23 protein-coding genes are annotated in these 25211 nt (G+C 42.0%); all 23 read left to right on the plus strand.

The genetic code is table 11. The annotated features are described in order from the left end of the window. Nucleotides 1-36: 36 nt before the first annotated feature. Entirely contained in the window at nt 37-528 is a 492-nt protein-coding gene (locus GPK81_RS08460; protein ID WP_021653000.1) for a LeuD/DmdB family oxidoreductase small subunit, read from the plus strand. A gap of 19 nt (nt 529-547) precedes the next feature. Further along, nucleotides 548-1792 (plus strand): 3-isopropylmalate dehydratase large subunit, encoded by a 1245-nt coding sequence (locus GPK81_RS08465; RefSeq protein WP_021652999.1) that lies wholly within the window; start codon nt 548-550, stop codon nt 1790-1792. A gap of 217 nt (nt 1793-2009) precedes the next feature. Beyond that, on the plus strand, nt 2010-3449 hold the full coding sequence (locus GPK81_RS08470; RefSeq protein ID WP_215706882.1) for a L,D-transpeptidase family protein: 1440 nt from the start codon (nt 2010-2012) through the stop codon (nt 3447-3449). Between the two features lie 362 nt (nt 3450-3811). After that, nucleotides 3812-4606, plus strand: a complete 795-nt coding sequence (locus tag GPK81_RS08475; RefSeq protein WP_215706883.1) for a CoB--CoM heterodisulfide reductase iron-sulfur subunit B family protein — start codon at nt 3812-3814, stop codon at nt 4604-4606. After that, a complete protein-coding gene (locus tag GPK81_RS08480; protein ID WP_215706884.1) occupies nt 4603-4992 on the plus strand; it encodes a 4Fe-4S dicluster domain-containing protein in 390 nt (129 codons plus the stop codon). The genes GPK81_RS08475 and GPK81_RS08480 overlap by 4 nt, the downstream gene beginning before the upstream one ends. Before the next feature lie 4 nt (nt 4993-4996). After that, on the plus strand, nt 4997-6985 hold the full coding sequence (locus GPK81_RS08485; RefSeq protein WP_215706885.1) for a 4Fe-4S binding protein: 1989 nt from the start codon (nt 4997-4999) through the stop codon (nt 6983-6985). Continuing rightward, nucleotides 6976-7419 (plus strand): hydrogenase iron-sulfur subunit, encoded by a 444-nt coding sequence (locus GPK81_RS08490; protein ID WP_015524686.1) that lies wholly within the window; start codon nt 6976-6978, stop codon nt 7417-7419. Before GPK81_RS08485 ends, GPK81_RS08490 begins: the two co-directional genes overlap by 10 nt. Next, nucleotides 7407-8381: a 4Fe-4S dicluster domain-containing protein gene (locus tag GPK81_RS08495; protein ID WP_215706886.1), complete on the plus strand. Its 975-nt coding sequence runs from the start codon at nt 7407-7409 to the stop codon at nt 8379-8381. Before GPK81_RS08490 ends, GPK81_RS08495 begins: the two co-directional genes overlap by 13 nt. Before the next feature lie 3 nt (nt 8382-8384). Next, complete coding sequence (locus GPK81_RS08500) at nt 8385-9422, plus strand: 4Fe-4S dicluster domain-containing protein (RefSeq protein WP_059085576.1); 1038 nt, start codon at nt 8385-8387, stop codon at nt 9420-9422. Then, complete coding sequence (locus GPK81_RS08505) at nt 9415-10269, plus strand: FAD/NAD(P)-binding protein (protein ID WP_021652991.1); 855 nt, start codon at nt 9415-9417, stop codon at nt 10267-10269. Before GPK81_RS08500 ends, GPK81_RS08505 begins: the two co-directional genes overlap by 8 nt. Nucleotides 10270-10298: 29 nt before the next feature. Next, entirely contained in the window at nt 10299-10976 is a 678-nt protein-coding gene (locus tag GPK81_RS08510; RefSeq protein WP_118071417.1) for a 2Fe-2S iron-sulfur cluster-binding protein, read from the plus strand. A gap of 13 nt (nt 10977-10989) precedes the next feature. Then, nucleotides 10990-12600 (plus strand): FAD-dependent oxidoreductase, encoded by a 1611-nt coding sequence (locus GPK81_RS08515; RefSeq protein WP_021978205.1) that lies wholly within the window; start codon nt 10990-10992, stop codon nt 12598-12600. 51 nt (nt 12601-12651) lie between these two features. Continuing rightward, nucleotides 12652-13494 carry a fumarate hydratase gene (locus GPK81_RS08520; RefSeq protein ID WP_021978204.1) on the plus strand — a complete coding sequence of 281 codons (843 nt, stop codon included), beginning with the start codon at nt 12652-12654 and terminating at the stop codon, nt 13492-13494. 1 nt (nt 13495) lies between these two features. After that, nucleotides 13496-14059 (plus strand): Fe-S-containing hydro-lyase, encoded by a 564-nt coding sequence (locus GPK81_RS08525; protein ID WP_022426051.1) that lies wholly within the window; start codon nt 13496-13498, stop codon nt 14057-14059. 250 nt (nt 14060-14309) lie between these two features. Further along, nucleotides 14310-15365 (plus strand): Fic family protein, encoded by a 1056-nt coding sequence (locus GPK81_RS08530; protein WP_174096162.1) that lies wholly within the window; start codon nt 14310-14312, stop codon nt 15363-15365. Nucleotides 15366-15379: 14 nt separating this feature from the next. Continuing rightward, a complete protein-coding gene (locus tag GPK81_RS08535) occupies nt 15380-16882 on the plus strand; it encodes a class I SAM-dependent DNA methyltransferase (RefSeq protein ID WP_174096163.1) in 1503 nt (500 codons plus the stop codon). 46 nt (nt 16883-16928) lie between these two features. After that, complete coding sequence (locus tag GPK81_RS08540) at nt 16929-18125, plus strand: restriction endonuclease subunit S (protein ID WP_215706887.1); 1197 nt, start codon at nt 16929-16931, stop codon at nt 18123-18125. Between the two features lie 16 nt (nt 18126-18141). After that, on the plus strand, nt 18142-18600 hold the full coding sequence (locus GPK81_RS08545; protein ID WP_118064813.1) for a DUF3990 domain-containing protein: 459 nt from the start codon (nt 18142-18144) through the stop codon (nt 18598-18600). Then, nucleotides 18601-19062 (plus strand): hypothetical protein, encoded by a 462-nt coding sequence (locus tag GPK81_RS08550; RefSeq protein ID WP_174096165.1) that lies wholly within the window; start codon nt 18601-18603, stop codon nt 19060-19062. Between the two features lie 48 nt (nt 19063-19110). Then, a complete protein-coding gene (xerA, locus tag GPK81_RS08555) occupies nt 19111-20079 on the plus strand; it encodes a site-specific tyrosine recombinase/integron integrase (protein WP_174096166.1) in 969 nt (322 codons plus the stop codon). A gap of 36 nt (nt 20080-20115) precedes the next feature. After that, a complete protein-coding gene (locus tag GPK81_RS08560; RefSeq protein WP_215706888.1) occupies nt 20116-21189 on the plus strand; it encodes a restriction endonuclease subunit S in 1074 nt (357 codons plus the stop codon). A 141-nt stretch (nt 21190-21330) separates the two neighbouring features. Then, a complete protein-coding gene (locus tag GPK81_RS08565; protein ID WP_174096182.1) occupies nt 21331-21627 on the plus strand; it encodes a hypothetical protein in 297 nt (98 codons plus the stop codon). A gap of 55 nt (nt 21628-21682) precedes the next feature. Next, entirely contained in the window at nt 21683-25030 is a 3348-nt protein-coding gene (locus GPK81_RS08570; protein ID WP_174096183.1) for a DEAD/DEAH box helicase family protein, read from the plus strand. The last annotated feature ends 181 nt before the right edge of the window (nt 25031-25211 follow it).

Raw genomic sequence — 25211 nt, forward strand, 5'->3', positions numbered from 1 at the left:
GAAAAGATATTCAGGAATAAACAGGAGAATATACATATGGAAGCATTTACAGGAAAAGTGTGGGTACTGGGCGATGATATTGACACCGATATCATCATTCCGACCGAGTATCTGGCGCTGAAAACCATTGACGATATGAAACAGTACGGATTCAGTCCCCTTCGCCCGGAGCTGGCAGGACAGATCCAGAAAGGTGACATTATTGTAGCAGGAAAGAACTTCGGCTGCGGTTCCTCCAGAGAGCAGGCACCGGAGATCATTAAAGCACTGGGCGTACAGTGTGTTATTGCGAAATCTTTTGCCCGGATCTTTTTCCGCAACTCCATCAACAACGGCCTTCTTCTTATCGAACAGCCGGATCTTCACGACAATGTGAAAGAGGGAGATGAAGTTACAGTTGTGATGAACGAGCATGTAGACCATAACGGAAAACAGTACCCGATTGCTTCTCTTCCGGAGAATCTGATGGATATTATTCAGGCTGGCGGACTTGTAAAAGCCATGCGCAAACTGAACGGTCTGGACTAAGACGGAAAGGAGAGAAATAATGGGTGAGACGATCATTGAGAAAATTATCAGACATAACACAGGCAAAGCAGTAAAGCCTGGCGATATCGTGACGGTCAATGTTGACAGAGTGATGATCCATGATATCTTTATTCCGTTTGTAGCGGACAAATTCGAGGAGATGGGCTTTCAGAAACTCTGGGATCCGGACAAAGTTGTTCTGATCTATGACCATCTTGTACCTGCAAGCCAGCAGGACGACACCAGACATTTCCATGTGGGAGATGCTTTTGCAGCCAAATATGGTATGAAAAACGTGCACAGAAGTGACGGTATCTGCCACCAGTTGATGACAGAGGCCGGTTACGTAAAACCTGGCAATATCGTATTTGGTACAGATAGCCACACTACCACTTACGGATGTGTCGGTGCATTTTCTTCCGGTATCGGATATACAGAGATGGCCAGCATCCTGGGAACAGGAACCATGTGGATCAAAGTTCCGGAAACCATTAAAGTTGTGATCGACGGAGAACTTCCGGAGAATGTGATGTCCAAGGATATCATCCTCCGCCTGATTGGCGACCTTCGTGCAGATGGTGCAACTTATCGTGCACTGGAATTTTCCGGAAGCACCATTGAGAACATGTCTGTGGCAAGTCGTATGACCATGGCAAACATGGCGATCGAGGCAGGTGCAAAATGTGCACTTTTCACACCGGATGAGAAGACTGCCGCTTACTGTGAGACAGAGCTTGATGAGTTCCAGAAGAGTCTTGTAGGCGATGAGGATGCCGTTTATATGAAGACCATGACTTATAAGGCAGAGGATTTTGTACCGGTTATGGCTTGTCCGTCACAGGTGGACAAGATCCGTGATGTCAGCGAGCTTCAGGGTGAGACCATCGATCAGGTATTTATCGGTTCCTGTACAAACGGACGTCTGGAAGATCTGATGGCAGCAGCAGAAGTCCTGAAGGGCAAAAAAGTTGCAGACTTTGTAAAACTGATCGTAACTCCTGCAAGCCGCAAGATCTACCGTCAGGCCATTGAACTTGGTATTCTGGATACGCTTGCTGAGGCAGGTGCCATCATCACACATCCGGGATGCGGACTTTGCTGTGGAAGAACCGGCGGAATTCTGACAGACGGGGAGAAGGTTGTGGCAACCAACAACCGTAATTTCCTGGGACGTATGGGAACTTCCAAGGTTCAGATCTATCTGGCATCTCCGAAAACTGCAGCAGCCTGTGCGATCGCAGGTAAGATCGTAATGCCGGAATAAGCAGCAGAAGATCCGTTCGGAAATACTGCTGACAGAAACATAAAAAAGAAACGTATGAAAGGACAGATTTTCGCGAGGAGTGGCAGTCTGTCTTTTTTTACCGGTTCAGGCGGATCCTGGATAAATTATTTTTACAGAAGAGGGGGATTCGTTGTATTATAATAACAGCCAATGTGACAACATAACATATAATACATAAGACTCGAGGGATAAGGGTATGGAGAAAAAATCAACCATCAGTAAAAAGACACTGAAGATCATACTTGGGATCTGTATTGCCGCAGCAATCCTGGCTGTGGCCGGGTTATTTAGCTACACATACATGGCAGATCACAACACACTGGGCCGGAAAATTTCCGTGTGGGGAGTGGAGGTTTCCAGGCTGGACGCAAAGCAGGCAGAAGAAAAAATTGCTGCGGAATTTGAAAACCGGCCGGTATCTTTTCAGGAAAATGACAAGGAGGTTTACAGCATGACGCTCAAAGATCTGGGGTACAGCCTCAATGAGGAAGATCTTCTGAATAAGCTTACAGACCTTCAGAAACAGAGAGAAGAGAACCGGAAGATTTTTCCAAAGGAAGAAAACGTAAATCTGGAATGCCAGATGGAGGAAGATGAGGAGCAGGAAAAACAGGCTCTGGATCTTTCCAATTTCGGAACGGAAGAAAGAAAATCTTCCACCGATGCATCCATTCAGTACAATGAGGAGAAAAAAGAATTCATCCTTGTGAAACAGGTACAGGGCACGGAGATTGATCCGGATAAACTGGAGACCACCGTGGACACAAATCTGAATGCGGCATTTGATACAGCTCTTCTTGGAGATACAATCACAATCCCGTTGAACAAACATGTATATATCAGCCCGGCAGTGACAGCAACAGAAGATATGGAAAATAAAGTTACAAGTCTGAACAGTCAGCTGAAAAAATACCGGAGTACTACAGTTACATACACATTTGGAAGTGAAACGGTTGTGCTGGATGCAGACACCATCAGTTCCTGGCTGAAAGCGGAAGGTGAGACCCTGACTCTGGATGAAGATGCCATCAAAACCTATATCAGCGATCTTGCCAACAAATACAATACCATTTATGTTCCCCGTACTTTCCATACCTCAACGGGAACGGACGTGACCATTGAGGGGAATGAGTATGGATACCGGATCGACCAGGACGGAGAGTACGCACAGCTTGTGGAAGATCTGAAAAGTGGTACTGCAGTTACCCGTGATCCCGTTTACAGCAAAACCGGTTATCAGAGAAACGGAACTGACGATCTTGCAGGCAGCTACATAGAAGTCAGCCTGGATGCCCAGCATCTGTGGCTTTATAAAGATGGAAACCTTGTGACAGAAACGGATATTGTCAGCGGAAAACCGGTGAAGGGCCGGGAAACATACCGTGGTGCATGGCCCATTGCCTATAAGGCAAGTCCTTTTAATCTGACCAGCGCGGAATATGGATATGATGTAAAAGTCAATTACTGGATGCCTTTTGTCTACGGACAGGGACTCCATGATGCTTCCTGGCAGTCCTCTTTTGGAGGAAACCGGTATAAGACCAACGGAAGCCACGGATGTATCAACCTGCCAAAGGATCAGGCGGCACTGATCTATGAGACGATTGATGCGGGATACCCGATCATTATTTACTGATTGAAAAAAGCTTCGGAGAGATCCGGAGCTTTTTTATGCCACAGGAAATTACAACACCGTGTCAGTAATGAGAAGAATTTTCAAAAGTGTGTTAAAAAAAACACAAGAAATTACTGGAAATGACTTGTAGAAATAAGAATATCGTGTTATGATGGTTTAAGAAATCGAGCTAATACACTTCTTAATTGCGGAGGAAGAGTGTTTTACCTCTTTTATTTGAGCACTTTTAAGAAAAATTCTCAAGTAAGTGTTAGTCAGGTTTCCTTTTTTTATGTATATATTGTTAAAAAATAAACAATATTTAGATAAAAAAGATGCATTTAAACCGTCAGATTTTAGACTAAGAAAGGATAATGAAAAGTATGAAGTACAGTTATTATCCGGGTTGCACCCTGAGAACAAAGGCCAAAGATCTGGATGAGTATGCCAGAGCCAGTGCCACAGCCCTTGGGTTTGAGCTTGAGGAGATCGAGGATTGGCAGTGCTGCGGTGGTGTTTATCCGCTTGGCACAGACGAGATCGCCACAAAGCTTTCTTCCGTCCGTGCGTTAAACCAGGCAAAAGAAAAAGGCCAGGATCTGGTGACGATCTGTTCAGCCTGTCATCATGTGATCAAGCGTGTCAATGATGATATGAAAAATGTGGAAGATATCCGGACCAGAGCCAACAATTATATGCAGTTGGAAGCTCCCTATGAAGGAGAGACAACCGTTCTCCATTATCTGGAGGTTCTCCGGGACAGAGTCGGTTTTGATAAACTGAAAGAAAAAGTAGTAAATCCTCTTACCGGAAAGAAGATCGGAGCCTATTACGGCTGTCTGCTTCTGAGACCTGGAAAGATCATGGCATTTGATGATCCGGAAAATCCAAGGATCATGGAGGATTTTATCCGTGCCCTTGGCGCTGAGCCTGTGATCTATCCTTACAGAAATGAATGCTGTGGAGGATATATATCCCTGAAAGAAAAAGAAATGTCACAGAATATGTGTGAAAAGATTGAAGAAAGCGCAGCAGGCTTTGGCGCAGATATGCTGATCACTGCCTGTCCGCTCTGCAAATACAATCTGAATAAAAATTCCGGAAATAAAATGCCGGTTTACTATTTTACAGAGCTTCTGGCAGAAGCCCTTGGCGTCAAAGAGGAGGTGGCAAAATGAGAGATAACCATTCTGCTGCGGAAAAAATAAAGGAGATCAGCGGGACCAATCCTCTGAAATGTATGAAGTGTGGCAAATGCTCTGCTACCTGCCCATCCTTTGACGAGATGGATATCAAGCCTCATCAGTTTGTGTCCTACGTGATCAATGAAAATATCGAAGCACTTGTAAATTCAGCATCCCTGTGGAAATGTCTTTCCTGTTTTGCCTGTGTGGAGCGCTGTCCGCGAGACGTAAAACCCGGAAAGATCATTGACGGGGCAAGACAGTTGGTTGTTCGGGAAAAAGGCGGAGACTATCTTTCACCAAATGAAATTCCGGAGCTTCTTGATCCGGATCTTCCTCAGCAGCTGCTGGTAAGTGCATTCAGAAGATACAGGAGGTGAGAACGTGCAGAGAATCGGTGTATTTGTCTGTCACTGCGGAAGTAATATTGCCGCTACGGTAGACGTAAAAAAAGTTGTGGAAGTCATAGCGAAAGAGCCGGGTGTTGTACACGCCGAGGATTACCAGTATATGTGTTCCGAGGCAGGTCAGTCCAGAATTCAGGAAGCCATCCGTGAAAAAAATCTCACAGGTGTGGTTGTCTGTTCCTGCTCCCCGCGTATGCATGAGGCAACTTTCCGCAAAGCAGCGGAAAAAGCAGGCCTGAATCCATACATGGTGGAGATCGCAAACATCCGTGAGCACTGTTCCTGGATCCACAAGGATATGCAGGAGGCTACGGAGAAGGCCGTGATCCTTGCAAGAGCAGCAGTAGCAAAAGTCAATTTAAATGCTCCTCTTCAGCCGGGAGAAAGCCGCGTTACAAAGAGAGCACTGATCATCGGAGGCGGTATCGCCGGAATCCAGACAGCTCTTGATATTGCTGACGCAGGCTATGAAGTTGATATTGTGGAAAAAACACCAAGTATCGGCGGAAGAATGTCACAGCTTGACAAAACCTTCCCTACTCTGGACTGTTCCGCATGTATCCTTACCCCGAAAATGGTGGAGGCTGCAGCTCACGAAAAGATCAATATCTATACATACAGTGAAGTGGAAAAGGTTTCTGGTTTCGTAGGAGATTTCACTGTTGATATCCGCAAAAAAGCACGTAGTGTCAACATGGACAAATGTACAGGCTGCGGTGTCTGCCAGGAGAAATGTCCGTCCAAAAAGATCCCTAACGAATTCAACAGAGGACTGAACAACCGGACAGCTATTTATACTCCGTTTGCCCAGGCCATCCCAAATGTTCCGGTGATCGACCGGGAGAATTGCCTGAAATTCAAGACAGGTAAATGTGGTGTCTGCTCCAAAGTATGTCAGGCAGGAGCCATTGATTACGATCAGCAGGATGAGATCGTAACACAGAAATACGGAGCAATCGTGGTGGCAACCGGATTTGATACCATCAAGCTTGACAAATATGATGAATACGCATACAGCCAGAGCAAGGATGTGATCACATCTCTGGAGCTGGAGCGTATCATGAATGCTGCAGGACCTACAAAAGGACATCTTGAGCGCCTTTCCGATGGAAAAGCACCGAAGGAGATCGTATTTATCCAGTGTGTTGGAAGCCGTTGCTCCGATGACCGTGGAAAGCCATACTGTTCCAAGATCTGCTGTATGTACACAGCTAAGCATGCCATGCTGATCCGTGATAAATATCCGGATACCAATGTGACGGTATTTTATATTGATGTCCGTACACCTGGTAAAAACTTCGATGAGTTTTACAGAAGAGCAGTTGAGCAGTATAACGTAAACTACATCAAAGGTCAGGTAGGAAAAGTGATCCCGCAGCCGGATGGAACACTTCTTGTTCAGGGCTCGGATCTTCTTGACAATAAGCAGATTTTCAAGAAAGCAGATATGGTAGTTCTTGCAACAGCCATTGAGCCGAATCCGGATGTACGTAAGATCGCTACCATGCTTACTGCAAGTATTGACACCAACAATTTCCTTACAGAAGCCCATGCAAAGCTTCGTCCTGTAGAATCACCGACAGCAGGAATTTTCCTTTCCGGTGTATGCCAGGGACCAAAGGATATCCCGGAGACAGTTGCCCAGGCAGGAGCTGCGGCTGTAAAGGCTATAGGACTTCTTGCAAAGGACAAGCTGACAACCAATCCATGTACGGCAAAATCCGACGAGCTTCTCTGTAACGGATGCTCTACCTGTGCAAATGTATGTCCTTACGGAGCGATTTCCTATGAGGAGAAACAGGTCAACGATCACGGTATCCGTGAGACAAGAAGAGTTGCGGTTGTCAATACAGCACTTTGCCAGGGCTGCGGTGCCTGCACAGTAGCCTGCCCGTCAGGAGCCATGGACCTTCAGGGCTTCTCCAACAGACAGATTATCGCGGAGGTGGATGCAATATGTCGATAGAAACAAAGGAAGAATTCAGACCAAAGATCGTGGCATTCTGCTGTAACTGGTGCAGCTACGCCGGAGCAGACCTTGCAGGAAGCAGCCGTTTGAGCTATCCGGCGGATGTAAAGATCATCCGTGTTCCATGTTCCTGCCGTGTCAATCCCATGTTCATCCTCCGTGCCTTTGAAAAAGGAGCCGATGGTGTGATCATGTGCGGATGCCATCCGGGAGACTGTCATTACAGTACCGGAAACTATTATGCAAGAAGACGTATGACACTTCTGTTTTCAATGCTGGATTATATTGGTGTGGAAAACGGAAGAACACGTGTGGAATGGGTATCTGCCGCAGAGGGCGTGAAATTTTCACAGACTATGAATGAGTTTGTTGAAAAGATCCATTCACTTGGTAAAAACGTGAGATTGGAGGATATAAGATGCAGGAGCTGATAAAACGTGCAAAAGAACTGCTTGCAGATGGCACGGTAGCCCGGGTTCTTGGGTGGAAAGCCGGAGATCTTGCCTTTAATCCGGAACCGGCCTATTTTGAGACACCGGAATCTCTGAAGGATTTTGTCTATGATGGATTCTGCGGTGCCAATTTAAGCAAATATATGATCGAAGCTTCCAAGCTGGAAGGAAAAACCATGGTCTGTCTGAAGCCCTGCGATACATATAGCTTTAACCAGCTTTTGAAAGAGCATCGTGTAGATAGAGAAAAAGCCTATATCGTAGGTGTTGGCTGTAAAGGAAAGCTGGATATTGAAAAGATCCGAAAAATGGGGATCAAGGGTATCCGGGGAATTTCCGGAGCAGAGATTACCGGAGATGCTGAGACATTGACTGTGGATACTGTTTACGGAGAAAAAACCTGTGCATACAAAGATGCCATGCTGGAACGCTGCCATGTATGTAAAGGAAAAGAGCATAAAATTTACGATGAACTGATCGGTGAGTCAAAGGAGACAAAGGACGCTGACCGTTTCGCAGAAGTTGAGCGGATCGAGGCAATGAGTCCGGAAGAAAAATTTGCATTCTGGCAGAGCGAGCTGAGTAAATGTATCCGCTGTAATGCCTGCCGTAATGTATGTCCGGCCTGCAGCTGCCGCAAATGCGTTTTTGACAGCAACAAGTTCGACAGCGCCCAGAAGGCAAATGTGGATTCCTTTGAGGAAAAGATGTTCCATGTGATCCGTGCCTTCCATGTAGCCGGAAGATGTACGGACTGTGGCGAGTGTAGCAGAGTTTGCCCGCAGGGAATTCCCCTTCATCTGTTTAACCGTAAGTTTATCAAGGATATTGATGCGTTTTACGGTGAGTATCAGGCAGGCGAGGATGCGGAGTCAAAGGGTCCGCTTACCAGCTTTACCTTTGAGGATGTAGAGCCAGGGATCGTGGCAGAAAGGGGATAATGTATGTATAAGATCGCAGTAGAAAATCTGCCGGCATTATTCCGGAAAATTGCCGCAGACCAGGAATTATATTTACCGGTAAAGGTAAGTGAACAGGTGAACTTCAAGGCATGGAGTGAGGATGCAGAAGTTTCCCTTGAAACACTGAAAACCGTGAAATCACCGAAGGATGCTTTCTTTCCGCAGAGTGAAAATCTCTATACCTGTAAAAAAGACGGAAAAAATATCAGCATTGAGCCTCAGGCACTGAAAGACCAGAATTTTGTTGTATTCGGAATGAGAGCCTGTGATGTACAGGGTGTGAAGGTTCTCGACAAGGTATTCCTTGGGGATCCGGTGGATACTTTTTACCAGGCAAGAAGAGAACATGGAACTATCGTAGCTCTTGCCTGTCATGAACCGGAGGAAAGCTGCTTCTGTAAAGTATTTGGTATTGATGCCGCAGATCCGGAAGCAGATGTTGCAGCCTGGATCATCGAGGGAGAACTTTTCTGGAAGCCTCTCACAGAAAAAGGAAATGCTCTGACAGAAGCTGTGAAGGAGCTTTTGGCAGATGCTGATGAGACAAAGGTAGAAGAGGAGAAGAAGGCAATCCGTGGTATTATCGAGCTTCTTCCATATACACATCTTTCACTGGAAGGATGGGCGCAGGAAGAATACATGGACCGTTTCAATTCTCCTGTATGGGAGAAACTGTACAAGCCTTGTCTTGCCTGCGGAACCTGTACCTTCGTATGTCCGACCTGTCAGTGCTATGACATTAAGGATTACGACACAGGGCACGGTGTTCACCGTTACCGCTGCTGGGATTCCTGCATGTACTCTGATTTTACCATGATGGCTCACGGAAACAACCGTACCAGCCAGATGCAGAGATTCCGTCAGAGATTTATGCATAAGCTTGTTTATTATCCGTTAAATAATGACGGCATGTTCTCCTGTGTTGGCTGCGGCCGCTGCGTGGAGAAATGTCCGGAATCTTTAAATATCGTAAAAGTCATCAAGGCCTTTGAAAAACAGGGAGGTGAAAAGAATGAGTGAATGTACCTGTCATAAAAATTATACACTGGATACGCTGATCCCCAAGGTTGGCGTGATCACAGATATCCGTCAGGAGACACCGGATGTAAAAACCTTCCGTGTGGAAGCTCCGGAGGGTGGAAAGCTTTTCGAGCATATGCCAGGACAGTGTGCCATGGTCTGTGCACCAGGCGTCAGTGAAGGTATGTTTTCCATTACTTCTTCTCCTACTGTAAAGGATTATCAGGAATTCAGTATCAAAAAATGCGGATCCCTTACCGATCATCTCCACAGCCTTCAGGTTGGAGATGAGATCGCAGTACGCGGACCATACGGAAATCATTTTCCGGTGGAAGATAAGTTAAAGGGAAAAAATCTCCTGTTTATCGCAGGTGGAATCGGTCTGGCACCTCTCCGTTCCGTGATCAATTATGTGCTGGATAACCGTGAGGATTACGGAACAGTAGATATTCTCTATGGTTCCCGTTCCGCAGATGATCTGGTGCAGCTTAAGGAAATCCAGGAAGTATGGATGAAAACAGAAGGTGTAAATGTATATCTTACCATTGACCGCGAGCAGGAAGGCTGGGACGGTCATGTAGGATTTGTTCCGAATTATCTGAAGGAGATTGGTTTTGATACCAATAAGACCGCTCTGGTCTGCGGCCCGCCTATCATGATCAAATTTGTTCTGGCAGGACTGGAAGAACTGGGCTTCTCCAGAGATCAGGTATACACCACACTGGAGCTTCGTATGAAATGCGGTGTCGGAAAATGCGGCCGCTGCAACATCGGAGACAAATACGTCTGCAAAGACGGCCCGGTATTCCGGTGCGATGAAATAGATGAATTGCCTAGTGAGTACTGATAAGCAAAAGAAAGGACTGGTAATCTCAAATGGAAAATAATATGGTAAACGTATATTTTTTCGGTAAAAAATACAGCGTTCCCGGTGATCTGACCATTATGACAGCTATGGAATATGCCGGTTATACATTAAAAAGAGGATGCGGCTGCAGACACGGATTCTGCGGTGCCTGCGCGACCATCTACAGGATCAAGGGACAGAATGAGCTGAAAACCTGTCTCGCCTGTCAGACACAGGTGCAGGAGGGAATGTATGTGGCAAGTATCCCGTTCTTCCCTACAGACAAGAGACTTTATAATATAGAAGATCTTAAGCCGAACCAGCAGGTAATGATGGAGCTTTATCCGGAGATCTACAGCTGCATCGGATGCAATGCCTGCACAAAGGCCTGTACACAGGACTTAAATGTCATGCAGTATATTGCATATGCGCAGAGAGGCGAGCTTGAAAAATGTGCAGAGGAATCCTTTGACTGTGTAAGCTGCGGCTGCTGTTCCGTAAGATGTCCAGCAGGAATTTCCCATCCGATGGTAGGCCTTCTGGCAAGACGTCTCACAGGCAAATACATCGCACCAAAAAGTGAGCATCTGGAGAAACGTGTGGAAGAGATCCACGAAGGTAAATTTGATGACATGATTGAGCAGATCATGCAGAAACCCATCACAGAGATGCAGGAACTTTACAACAGCAGAGAAATCGAGAAGTAGGAGGGCGTAAAACATGTATGCACCATATCCAGAAAATATGATGGAATCCATCAAAAAGGTAGAGGCTACAAGAGCAGAGCGTATGGCAACAGAGCCAAGACGTCTGAGTGCAGATGAGAAAGATGCTCTTCTCAAAAAATTCCATCCGGATTATAACCCGGATGCATTTGCAGAGATCAAGGTAGGACCGAACAAGGGACAGAAAGCACCACTGGAACTGACAAAAATGCTCCATTCAGAAAGCCGTCTGCTCAACGAAAAAATCGATCTTACAAAAATCGATTATGATGTAGATGTACTGATCATCGGCGGTGGCGGAGCAGGCTCTTCCTGTGCCATCGAGGCTCACAACGCAGGTGCCAACGTTATGATCGTTACAAAACTCCGTATCGGTGATGCCAACACTATGATGGCAGAAGGCGGGATCCAGGCAGCAGATAAAGAAAATGATTCCCCGGTACAGCATTATCTGGACTGCTTTGGAGGCGGACATTTTGCCGCAAAACCGGAGCTGGTAAAAAGACTGGTAATGGAAGCCCCGGATGCGATCAAATGGCTCAACGACCTTGGTGTTGAGTTTGATAAAGCAGAAGACGGAACCATGGTCACTACACATGGCGGCGGTACCTCCAGAAAGAGAATGCATGCTGCAAAGGATTATTCCGGATCAGAGATCATGCGTACTATCCGTGATGAGGTCTTAAATCTTAAGATCCCGGTAGTGGAATTTACCTCCGCCGTGGAGCTTCTGAAGGATGAAAAGGGACAGGTATCCGGCGCAGTTCTTCTTAACATGGAAACCGGAGACTATTCCGTTGCAAGAGCAAAAACAGTCGTAATTGCAACCGGTGGTGCAGGAAGAATGCATTACCAGGGATTCCCGACCTCCAATCACTACGGAGCAACTGCTGACGGACTCGTACTTGGATACAGAGCAGGCGCTTCCCTTCTTTACCAGGATTCTATCCAGTATCATCCAACAGGTGCGATCTATCCGTCACAGATCCTTGGTGCCCTGGTAACAGAGAAGGTTCGTTCCGTTGGTGCACAGCTTGTAAATGCAAACGGAGAAGCTTATATCCATCCGCTGGAAACCCGTGACGTAAATGCTTCCGGTGTTATCCGCGAGTGTGAGGAAGGCCGTGGCGTGGAAGTTCCAGGTGGACGAAAAGGTGTATGGCTGGATACTCCGATGATCGAGATCCTGGGCGGTGAGGGAACTATCGAAAAGAGGATCCCTGCCATGTTCCGTATGTACATGAATTACGGCATTGATATGAGAAAAGTCCCGATCGTGATCTACCCGACCCTTCATTATCAGAACGGCGGACTTGAGATCAACGGAGACGGCTTTACAAAAGAAATCCCGAACCTTCTGGTTGCAGGAGAGGCAGCAGGCGGAATCCACGGAAGAAACCGACTGATGGGAAATTCTCTTCTTGACGTGATCGTATTCGGACGAAATGCAGGTAAAAAAGCGGCTGCCAAATGCAAAGAGGTAGAGCTTGGAACCATGAATCTGGATCATATCAAAAAATATGAAGAGGATCTGAAAAACGCAGGAATCGACACAGGAGAAGTATCTCCTATGCTTTTGCCTAAATATGCTCGTCACGAGCGCTGAAAATGTGCTATTATAGTAGAAAACATATGAGATAAGCGAAAGGGGTCTATTATGAGAGAAATCGAAGTAAGCAGACTTACAGATGTCATCGAAAAACTCTGTATCGAAGCCAATGAGCATCTTCCGGAAGATGTGAAAGATGCCATCAAAACCTGCCGTGCCTGCGAGGACGGCGAGATCGCAAAAGGTGTCCTTGACAACATTATCGAGAATTTTGATATTGCGGACAGCGAGAATGTTCCGATCTGTCAGGATACAGGAATGGCATGTGTATTCCTGGAAATTGGTCAGGATGTCCATTTTACAGGCGGAGATCTGAATGAGGCTGTCAATGAAGGCGTACGCCGCGGATATGACAAAGGTTACCTCAGAAAATCCGTTGTCAAAGATCCTGTCCGTCGTGGAAATACAGGCGATAATACACCGGCAATGATCTACACAGAGATCGTTCCCGGAGATCAGGTAAAAGTTACTGTAGGACCAAAAGGTTTCGGAAGCGAGAACATGAGCCAGATCCGTATGTTCAAACCATCCGCAGGTCTTCAGGGAATCAAGGATTTTATTCTTGAGGTTGTAGAGACTGCAGGCCCGAACCCATGTCCGCCTATGGTAGTTGGCGTTGGTATCGGAGGAACTTTTGACAAATGTGCACTTCTCGCAAAGAAAGCGCTGATGCGTCCTCTGAACACAGAAAATCCGGATCCTTACTATGCAGACCTTGAAAAAGAGATGCTGGAAAAGATCAACAAGCTTGGCATCGGCCCACAGGGCTTTGGTGGAAAGACTACAGCCATCGGACTGAATATTGAGACTATGCCTACCCATATCGCAGGTATGCCATGTGCAGTGAACATCAACTGCCATGTAACACGTCATAAAACGGAGGTGCTTTAATATGGAAAGAAGAAAGATCACACTGCCTCTGACAAGAGAGCTGGCAAGAACTCTCCATGCAGGCGACCAGGTTTTACTGACAGGAACCATCTATACATCCCGTGACGCAGGTCACAAGAGAATGTGCGAGGCACTTGCAAAAGGAGAAAAGATCCCTTTTGACCCTACAGATGCTACCATTTACTATGTAGGTCCGACCCCGGCAAAACCAGGCGAAGTCATCGGCTCCGCAGGCCCTACAACCAGCGGCCGTATGGATGCCTATGCACCGACTATGATGTCCGTAGGCGCCAGAGGAATGATCGGAAAAGGTGCCCGCCTTCCGGAAGTCGTAGATGCAATGAAAAAATATGACGGCGTATATTTCGGAGCCATCGGCGGTGCAGGTGCACTTCTTGCAAAATGCATCAAAAAAGCAGAGCTTATCGCTTACGAAGACCTTGGAGCAGAAGCACTCCGCAAGCTTTATGTGGAAGACATGCCGCTTGTAGTCATCATTGACAGCGAGGGAAATAACCTTTACGAAGAGGGACGTGCAGAGTACCTGAAAGACCACGCAGAATAATCTTTTGCTCTACAATATGATATTGTGATATATTTCAAAAAGGAATAAAAAAAGGATAAAAGTCCGACAGTAAATGCTGAAAATCCGTGCAGAAGCATTTATTGTTGGGCTTTTTAATTTTATCATTTCACTTTCAATTTAATCATTCTTGAGAAAATGATCAAATTAAAGTTGACAATGATAAAATTGATTTATATACTTGAAGTAAATAAAATCCAAAAAGAGTTATAAAGAAGGTGATGAAAAATATATGAGACAGTTTGATTATCGGGAAAAGTGGAAAAGTCTGTTGACTCCTGAAATTGTATCTTATCTGACACAGATACATGAATTTAAAGGAGAACACACTCTTTTTATTGAGGCCAAAGCAGATACTCTTATACGATTAGTTGAAATCGCTAAAATTCAAAGTACGGAAAGTTCCAATAAAATAGAAGGTATTTATACATCAGACAGCAGATTGCGGGAATTGGTAAAAGATAAAACAAGGCCAAGGACAAGAAATGAACAGGAAATTGCCGGATACAGAGATGTATTGAATACAATTCATGAAAGCCATGACCATATCCCGCCAAAGTCTGCGATTATTTTACAGCTTCACAGAGATTTGTATAAATTTGAAAGCTACAATATTGGAGGGAAATATAAAACTGTAGATAATGTCATTGAGGAAGAAGATTCTCAGGGAATAAAAAAAATACGGTTTAAACCAGTACCGGCCTGGGAAACACCGGAAGCAATGGAAGAACTATGCAGAGCATTTGAAGAGGCAATGGCAACAGGAGAAATAGATCCACTTCTTTTGATTCCGATGTTTATTCTGGATTTCCTATGCATACATCCGTTTAATGACGGCAATGGAAGAATGAGCCGTTTACTTACACTGTTACTTTTGTACAGATCCGGCTATATTGTGGGAAAATATATCAGTATCGAGAGAATGATAGAAAATTCAAAGGAATTATACTATGAATGTTTAAGGGAAAGTTCTGAGAACTGGTATGAGAATAAGAATGATTATATACCATTTGTAAAATATATGCTTGGCGTTATCGCAGGAGCATACAGAGAGTTTTCTTCAAGAATAAAATTGCTGATAACGCAGAATATATCAAAACCGGAGCGAATAGAAGAGATTATAAAAAATACTCCGGGTACAATTACAAAAAAGGAAATCGCAGAAAAATGTCCGGATATCAGTGTGGTAACGATACAGAGAACACTGGCAGAATTACTGACAGCAGAAAAAATTTTAAAAATCGGCGGCGGCAGGTATACGAAATATACCTGGAATAATGAACGATAGATGGGAGATAAAAAATGATCACTGGTGAATTAAAAAACAAAATAGATGGTTTATGGGATATATTTGCGGCAGGAGGACTTGTCAATCCACTGGAAGTAATCGAACAGATTACATACCTGATGTTTATTCATGATCTGGATGATTCCGATAATATGCGTGCAAGAGAAAGTGCAATGCTTGGCTTGACATTTCAGAGTATTTTTTCCGGAGAAGTAAAAATAGGTGAGAGAACAATTGACGGAAGTCAGCTGAAATGGTCCGTATTCCATGATTTTCCGGCAGACAGAATGTATATGATCATGCAGGAATGGGTATTTCCGTTTATAAAAAATCTTCATAATGATAAAAACAGTGCATATTCCAAATATATGGACGATGCGATATTTAAGCTTCCGACACCACTCCTTTTATCCAAAGTGGTGGATTCTCTGGATGAAATTTACAAACTTATGAATGAAATCCAGACAGCAGATGTCAGAGGAGATGTATATGAATATCTTCTTTCAAAAATAGCTCAGTCCGGACGGAATGGACAGTTCCGTACACCAAGACATATTATCCGGATGATGGTTGAGATGATGGATCCGTCCAGTGATGAGGTTATCTGTGATCCGGCATGTGGAACCTCCGGATTTCTGGTTGCAGCAGGAGAATATCTGAAAGAAAAAAGAAAAGAAGAAATTTTTTATGATAAGCAGAAAAAAGATCATTACATGAATCATATGTTCCATGGGTACGATATGGACCGTACCATGCTTCGTATTGGAGCTATGAATATGATGACTCACGGAATAGAAAATCCTTATATTGAGTATCGGGACAGCTTATCTGATCAGAATACAGATAAAGATCAGTATTCTCTTGTGCTGGCAAATCCTCCTTTTAAAGGAAGCCTGGATGCAGAATCTGTTTCCGGAGATCTTCTTAAAGTTTGCAAGACAAAGAAAACAGAACTTTTATTTCTTGCTTTGTTCCTGAGGATTATGAAAATTGGAGGAAGATGCGCCTGTATTGTACCAGATGGTGTACTTTTCGGATCATCACGGGCACATAAATCCATCCGTAAGGAAATTGTTGAAAATCAGAGACTGGAAGCTGTAATATCTATGCCTTCCGGTGTATTTAAACCCTATGCAGGAGTATCCACAGCAATCCTTATTTTTACAAAAACAGAACACGGCGGAACTGATCAGGTATGGTTCTACGATATGGAAGCAGACGGATTCAGCCTGGACGATAAACGTACTCCTGTCACAGAAAATGACATTCCGGATATTGTAGAGCGTTTTAAAAACCTTGATAAAGAAGCAGAACGGAAACGAACAGACCAGTCATTTATGGTACCGAAAAAAGATATTGTAGAAAATGACTATGATCTCAGTATTAATAAATATAAAGAAATCGAATACACTCCGGTGGAATATCCGCCAACATCAGAAATCATGGCCAATATCCGGGAACTGGAGCTGGAGATTGGAAAAGAAATGGATGAGTTGGAGAGGTTGTTGGGATTATAGAAGAAAGGATGGCAGATTCGAAAATTCGGGTTTGTGTGGGAAGATAATGGCAAAATTAGTTGAGATAACGGGGAAGGCAATGTCTGGTGAATGGGGATTTGACGATGAGACTGGAAACGGAATTCCTGTTCTTAGAACGACCAATTTTACTAATGAAGGCGTTGTTGATTATAAAAATGTTGTTACGCGAACAATTATTAAGAAAAATATAGATGAAAAGTATCTTCGCCCGGGAGACGTTATTATTGAAAAATCGGGTGGAAGTGACAAGCAACCAGTTGGTAGAGTTGTTTATTTTAATGGCCCAGAAAAAACATACTTGTTTAATAATTTCACAGGTTTATTACGGGTGAAAGATCAAACACTGTGGTTTCCTAAATATATTTTTTACTCACTTTATGGAAATTACCGTAGAGGTGGAACAAGAGCATTTGAGAATAAAACTACGGGACTTCATAATCTAAAGGTGGATGATTATGTATCAAGATACGAGATAACTGAGCTTGATCACAAAAAACAGATTGAAGTATGTGAGTATCTTGATAAGATTTACAAAGTAATTAAACTTAGAGAAGAAGAATTACAGAAGTTAGATGATCTCATCAAAGCCCGATTTGTCGAGTTGTTTGGTGATCCAATAAAGAATCCGAAAGGATGGGATGTTGTAAAATTGTCGGAATGTCTGGAAAGAATTGATAATGGAAAAAGCTTTACATGTGATAGCAATGCACGAGAAGGCGCATTTCCGGCAATTCTTAAGTTAAGTGCTGCAACATATGGGGATTACAGACCATATGAAAATAAAGCTCTCTTGGATGAGAAGCAGTTTGTGGAATCTGTCGAAGTGCATAGAGGAGATTTGCTTTTTACAAGAAAGAATACACCTGATCTTGTTGGAATGGCAGCCTATGTTTTCGAAACACCAGAAAAACTTATGATGCCAGATTTGATATTTCGCTTAGTCACAAACGAGCGAATGACGCCCATATTCCTGTGGCAATTAATCAATAATAGAGAGTTTAGGCCGGTTATTCAAGGTATCTCTGGTGGATCAGCGAAATCTATGTCAAACATATCTAAGGAACGTTTGAAGAATATAGAGATTATCTGTCCAACGATTTCTGAGCAGAAGAAACTTGAGGGAGTGTTGGACCAAGTCAACAAATCAAAAGTTAAAGTGCAAAAAGCACTGGATGAAACACAAAAGTTGTTCGATAGTTTGATGCAACAATACTTTGGCTAGAAAGGGGAGAAGTTGAATGGCGATAATGACGGTGTATCATGGTGGATATCAGGCTGTAGAGAAACCGGAAATTAGAAAAGGTCGTAATACAAAAGATTTTGGAACCGGTTTTTACTGTACGATTATAAAAGAACAGGCTCAAAGATGGGCCAGGAGATATGATACGAAGGTTGTATCTGTCTATGATGTGCGTTTAAAATCGAATCTGAAAATAAAAGAATTCAAAGATATGACAGAAGAATGGTTGGATTTTATAATTGCATGTCGGAGTGGGAAAGACCATGAATATGATATTGTAATCGGTGCAATGGCAGACGATCAGATTTATAATTTTGTTTCTGATTACATGGACGGTACGATTACCAGAGAACAGTTCTGGGTTCTGGCAAAGTTCAAGTATCCAACTCATCAGATAGCATTTTGTTCCAAAGAATCATTGAAATGCCTGAAGTATAGAGATTGTGAGGTGCTATAAATGGCAGGAGAAGGACGTGAAAGCAAAAAAGATAATGATTTATTTTACACATGCAGCCTGATCGATTACATTGCCAGGAAAACAAAGAATACACGGGCAGATGTTGTAAATAAGCTTAGAAAGCAGAGGATTGATAAAATTTATGACCTGGCAGATGTCTATCATTGTGATAACATTGACAGAGTCAGTGATGATTTTATCGAAGAAGCAGGAATAAAAGAAGGAGATTTTGACAATGTGGGTGATTGTAAATACAGCATTCCATCACATTGGGACATTGGAAAAGTATATAAGCGGCTGATAAAAATGGTCGCTGCAGATGAGGGTATTGGGATTATAGAAGCTTTAATAAAAGTATACAATTCCTTTATCAGTGCAAAGATTGATGACTACAACAGCAGTGTATATTACGAAAATCCGTCATATATATTTGAATCGTATCGGGAAAACAAAATGCTATAAACAAAATGGTTGAAGGATGCTGGTATATTTTGAAAGGAGTATGCCAGTATGGAAGAAAAAATAGTAAAAATACTGAATGAAATGTCAGAATATCTGTCAATTACACAAATGAAAAAACTTCAGGAAGTAATCTTAAAAGTATGTGCAGAGGATGAAGCTGATAAAATGGAAATATCCAATACAGATTTTCTTAAAATGTTTTTGGATGCAAAGAAGATCGAAGGCTGTTCAGAAAGAACCATTCAATATTATAAAGTTACAGTAGAGCATTTGCTATCCCATATTGAAACATCTGTAAGGAAGATCACAACAGAGGAAATACGGACATATCTGGCAGAATATCAAAAAAATAATAAATGCTCAAATGTTACGGTGGATAACATTCGAAGAAACATTTCCAGCTTTTTCTCCTGGTTAGAGGAAGAAGATTATATTTTAAAAAGTCCTATGAAACGGATTCATAAGATTAAAACTAAAACGGTAGTAAAAAGCATTATTACAGATGAAGGGATTGAACGACTCAGGGATAACTGCAAAGAAATCAGGGATCTGGCAATTATAGATTTGCTATATTCTACAGGAATACGAGTAGGTGAACTGGTAAATCTGAATGTTGATGACATTGATTTGGAAGGGCGTGAGTGCATTGTATACGGAAAGGGAGACAAAGAGCGGCGTGTATATTTTGATGCAAAAGCGAAGGTGCATTTAAAAAAATATATTGATTACCGAAAAGATAATAATTCTGCATTGTTTGTGACCCTGGATGCACCACATGACAGGCTAAAAATAAGCGGAGTGGAAATTCGTTTAAGGGAATTAGGAAGACGAATTGATTTGGAACGCATTCATCCCCATAAATTTCGAAGAACCATGGCAACCAGAGCAATAGATAAAGGAATGCCAATAGAACAGGTGCAAAAAATATTAGGACATTCACAAATTGATACAACGATGCAGTATGCGATGGTGAATCAAAACAATGTCAAAACATCTCATCAGAAATATATGAGCTGAATTTTATTCAAATTCGGGTTTGTGTGGGAATTAAAAATGAAAAAGTTAATTGATATATGCGATATTCAATATGGATATGCATTTGATTCAGCATATTTTACAGAAAATTCTTGTTATCCACCTTTGGCTCGGATAAGAGATGTAAAAAGAGGATATTCAGAGACTTATTATTCAGGAGGTTACTCTGAAGAATATATTTTGGCATCAGGAGATCTGCTTGTGGGAATGGATGGGGAATTTAATATTGCCCGGTGGAAATGCGATGGAGCGCTATTAAACCAGAGAGTTTGTAGATTGCTTGCTAAAAAAGGAACAAATGAAGAATATCTTCGTTTTGCTATGATGAAAGTTCTTAAAGAAATTGAAAGAAGAACTGCATTTGTTACGGTAAAACATCTTTCTGCAAAGGAACTAAATAAATTGCAATTGGTTGTTCCAGACCTTTCAACACAAAATAAGGTTGCGGAAATACTTTCTCGATTAGAAAAAATAATTGGTTTACGCAGACAGGAATTGAAAAGATTGGATGACCTTATTAAAGCCCGATTTGTCGAGATGTTTGGGGATCCAATTTTGAACCCTAAAGGTTGGGAAATGGTCGCTGTTGGAGACATTGTAACGGATGTAAGATATGGAACAAGCAAGCCTGCTGTTGAAGGAGGTAAATATCCATATTTACGGATGAATAATCTTACTTCAGATGGACATTTAGATTTGAAAGACTTGAAATATATAGATATTTCAGATGATGAAATTGAAAAGTGTGTTGTGCGAAAAGGAGATGTCCTTTTTAATAGGACAAACAGCATTGAATTAGTTGGAAAGACTGCAGTTTTTGATTTGCCAGAAGATATGGTTATTGCAGGATATATTATACGAGTAAGGCTCAATGAAAAGTTGTTGCCTGAGATATTTTCTCAATATATGAACTTAGAAGCAATAAAGAGTATTCTTCGAGGAATGGCAAAAGGTGCAGTTAATCAGGCTAATATCAATGCTCAGGAATTGCAAAGTATCAAGGTCTATATTCCTAGTATGGAATTGCAAAATCAGTTTGTTGAGATGAAGGAGCAGGTAGACAAATCAAAATTTATCAATCAGCTTTTATAGAAAATGGAATTATATATGTCACGATACAATCGAGAAAGTGAAATAAAGCAAAAGAAATGTTTTATGAAGATACATGAGAGAAATTGCTTACTGCGAGGGGAATGAAATTTACAATGGTATATTTTCAGAAGGGGGTTAAATATGCAAAATGAAATAATCTTATTTGAAACTGCTGATAAGGAAATAAAATTAACTGTGTCTGTCAAAAATAATACCGTATGGCTTAATAGGAATCAGCTAGCTAAATTATTTGGAAGAGACGTAAAGACGATTGGTAAACATATTAATAATGCATTAAAAGAAGAACTGGATAATTCAGTTGTCGCAAATTTTGCGACAACTGCTTCAGATGGAAAGGTGTACCAAGTAGAACATTATAATTTAGTAGCAATTGATGATTACAGAGTCAGATCCAAAAGAAAAAGATATTATGGTTAATTTGGTAATGAATTTATTGGCAATGTAAAGTGAAGTAAAAGAGGGAGGTTTCACAATGGTAACAAACTTTGATTATTTAAAAAATGAATCAAAATTCTCTGCATTTGCGAATGTTGCCATCTCTGCGGAGAAGATCATATTAGCAGATCCGGATGCGAGTATTCTTAACAGCCGGCGGGCTATGGAATTTGCTGTGAAATGGTTGTATTCTGTGGAGAACAGTTTGCAGATTCCGTACCAGGATAACCTTCACACTTTGATGAATACAGAGGAATTCAGACAGTTAGTGGGACCGGATCTTTGGAAACGGATGGATTATATCCGCAGATGTGGAAATAGTGTGGCACATAGCAATAAAAAACCTGGCAGAGATGCAGCGATGCTCTGTCTTGAAAATCTGTCGATTTTTTTAGATTACGTTGCATATTGTTATGGAGAACAGTATCAGGAACATCCATTTGACAAATCGATTATTGATGGCAGAATTGAGAAGGCAAAGGTATCCAGGGAAACAGCCAGAAAAGCAAAGGAAACACTTCTGAAAGAACAAGAAAAAACTGCCCAGCAGGAACTGGATCTACAAAAACTGATGGCAGAAAATACTTTTCTCAGGGAAGAACTGTCCGCACGCCACGAGAAACAGCAGCAGACATATGTTCCGAAACCTCTGGATCTGTCTGAATATGAAACCAGAAAACTTTACATAGATTCCATGCTCATTGATGCAGGATGGACACAGGGAAAAGACTGGTTAAATGAGATGACTGTGACAGGAATGCCGAATAAATCAGGGATTGGACGTATTGATTATGTTCTCTATGATGATATGAATAAACCTCTGGCAATTATAGAAGCAAAACGTACCTGCAAGGATATTGCTGAGGGTAGGCAGCAGGCGAAACTTTACGCAGATCTGCTGGAAAAGAAATATGAACGACGTCCGGTAATTTTCCTTACCAATGGTTTTGAAACCCGGATCATAGACGGACAATATCCGGAAAGAAAATGTTCAGTTATTTATTCCAAACAGGATCTGGAGAAATGGTTTAACCTTTTGAGTATGCGGACAAGCCTGCAAAATATTTCTGTAGATAAAAAGATAGCAGACCGCTATTATCAGGAAGCCGCGATAAAAGCAGTATGCCAGAGCTTTGATGAAAAGAATCGGAGAAAAGCCCTGCTTGTTATGGCCACAGGTTCCGGAAAAACCAGAACAGTAATGGCTTTGTGCAAGGTACTGGTTGATGCGGGCTGGGTAAAGAATATACTTTTTCTGGCGGACAGAAATTCACTGGTAACACAGGCGAAAAGAAGTTTTGTAAACTGGATGCAGGATTTTTCCTGTACAAATCTGGTTGAAGAAAAGAATAATTATATGTCGCGATGTGTTTTCTCCACATATCAGACCATGATAAACTGTATTGATACGATAAATGACAAAGAAGGAAAAGTTTTTACCAGTGGCCATTTTGATCTGATCATTTGTGATGAAGCGCACAGATCCATTTATAATAAATATAAAGATATTTTTACATATTTTGATGCACTGCTTGTAGGACTTACCGCAACACCGAAAGATGAGATTGACAAAAATACATATGAAGTGTTTGAACTGGCAAACGGAGATCCCACTTATGGATATGATCTGGCGCAGGCGGTTAAGGATGGATATCTGGTTGATTATCTTTCGGTGGAATCCAGGGTGAAATTTATTGATCAGGGAATTGTATATGATGAACTTTCAGAAGCAGATAAAGAAATCTATGAAAATACTTTTGAAGACGAAAATGGAAAGCTTCCGGAAGCGATAAATTCGGCTGCATTGAATACCTGGATTTTTAACGAAGATACCATTAAAAAAATTCTTCATGTCCTGATGAGAGATGGAATTAAAATTGAATACGGACAGAAGATTGGAAAAACAATTATTTTTGCGAAAAATCATGATCATGCGGAAAAGATCCTTGAGATTTTTAATAAGGAATATCCGCATTTAAAGAATTATGCTATGGTGATCGATAACAGAATGAAATATGCACAGAGTGCAATTGATGAGTTTTCAGATCCGAAAAAACTACCGCAGATCGCAATTTCTGTAGATATGTTAGATACGGGAATTGATGTACCTGAAGTTCTTAATCTTGTATTCTTTAAGAAAGTTATGAGTAAAGCAAAATTCTGGCAGATGATCGGGCGAGGAACAAGACTATGCCCGGGATTGTTGGATGGGGAAGATAAGAAAAAGTTTTACATTTTCGATTTTTGTGGAAATTTTGAGTTTTTCCGAATGAATAAAGGAAAAGTGAGTGCGAATCTGATGGCGTTGCAAAGTGCGGTTTTTAATCTTCAGTTTGAGATTTCGTACAAGCTTCAGGATATTAAATATCAGACAGATAAATTAACTGCGTACAGGACTGCACTTGTAAAGCACATGACTGAAAAAGTAAAAGAGCTCCCAAGAGATAGTTTTACAGTTCGCCAACATTTGAAATATGTAGAATTATATTCAGAAGAGTCGAACTATCAGATGCTTACTTATGAAGATACTTTACTTGTACGGGAAGAGGTTGCACCCTTGATTTTGCCTGAAAGTGATGAAGTAACAGCAGTACGTTTTGATGCACTTATGTATGGAATAGAACTTGCATCTCTGGTTGGAAAGAAATATACAAGTGCGCGAAAAGATCTTTTAAAAAAGGTTTCCGGAATTGCCGGAGTGGCAAATATACCGGAGATTCAGGCACAGACAGAGCTGATCAATCAGATTTTGCATACAGATTATGTGGAAAATGCAGGAATCGATGAATTTGAAAATATCAGGGAAAATCTGAGAGATCTTATGAAGTATATTCCGGATAAGAGCAGGAATAAATATATGACCAATTTTACAGACGAAATTCTTTCAACGAAATGGAAAGAAGCAGAATTGGAAAACGATGATCTGGAAAATTATAAAGTACGGGTAGAATATTATGTCCGACAGCATCAGGATAACCATGTAATAGCTAAGCTGAAAAAGAATCAGTCACTTACAGAAAAAGATGTAGCTGAACTGGAAAAAATTCTCTGGAGCGAGCTTGGTACAAAAGAGGATTATGAAGCAGAATTTGGCAGAAAGCCATTGGGAGAATTTGTCAGAGAAATGGTAGGTCTTGATATGAATGCAGCAAAGGAAGCTTTTTCAAAGTATCTTGAGGATGTAAATCTGGACAGCAGGCAGATTTATTTTGTAAATCAGATCATTGAGTATATTGTTCATAATGGAATGATGAAAGATCTTTCTGTTTTGCTGGAATCTCCGTTTACGGATCGTGGGAGCATTTCGGAAATTTTTACAGATATGGGTGTTTGGCTTGGAATAAAAAAAGTCATTGATACGATCAACGCAAATGCTGCTGCATAAACATCCACCTCTGTAAACCATAAAATTTCAACCGGATTTACAATAAATTTAACCATAAATCCGGTTGACAAAACCCGGCCGGGAACGTTATAATGGCCGGGTTGATAAGATATTTTAAGAAAAAAGGCAGGTGAACAGAATGGACAGTTGTGATTCTCATGGGCGAAGTTGTAGCTCTCGG

It is taken from the genome of Blautia sp. MCC283 (assembly GCF_018785565.1).
GTDB lineage: Bacteria > Bacillota > Clostridia > Lachnospirales > Lachnospiraceae > Blautia_A.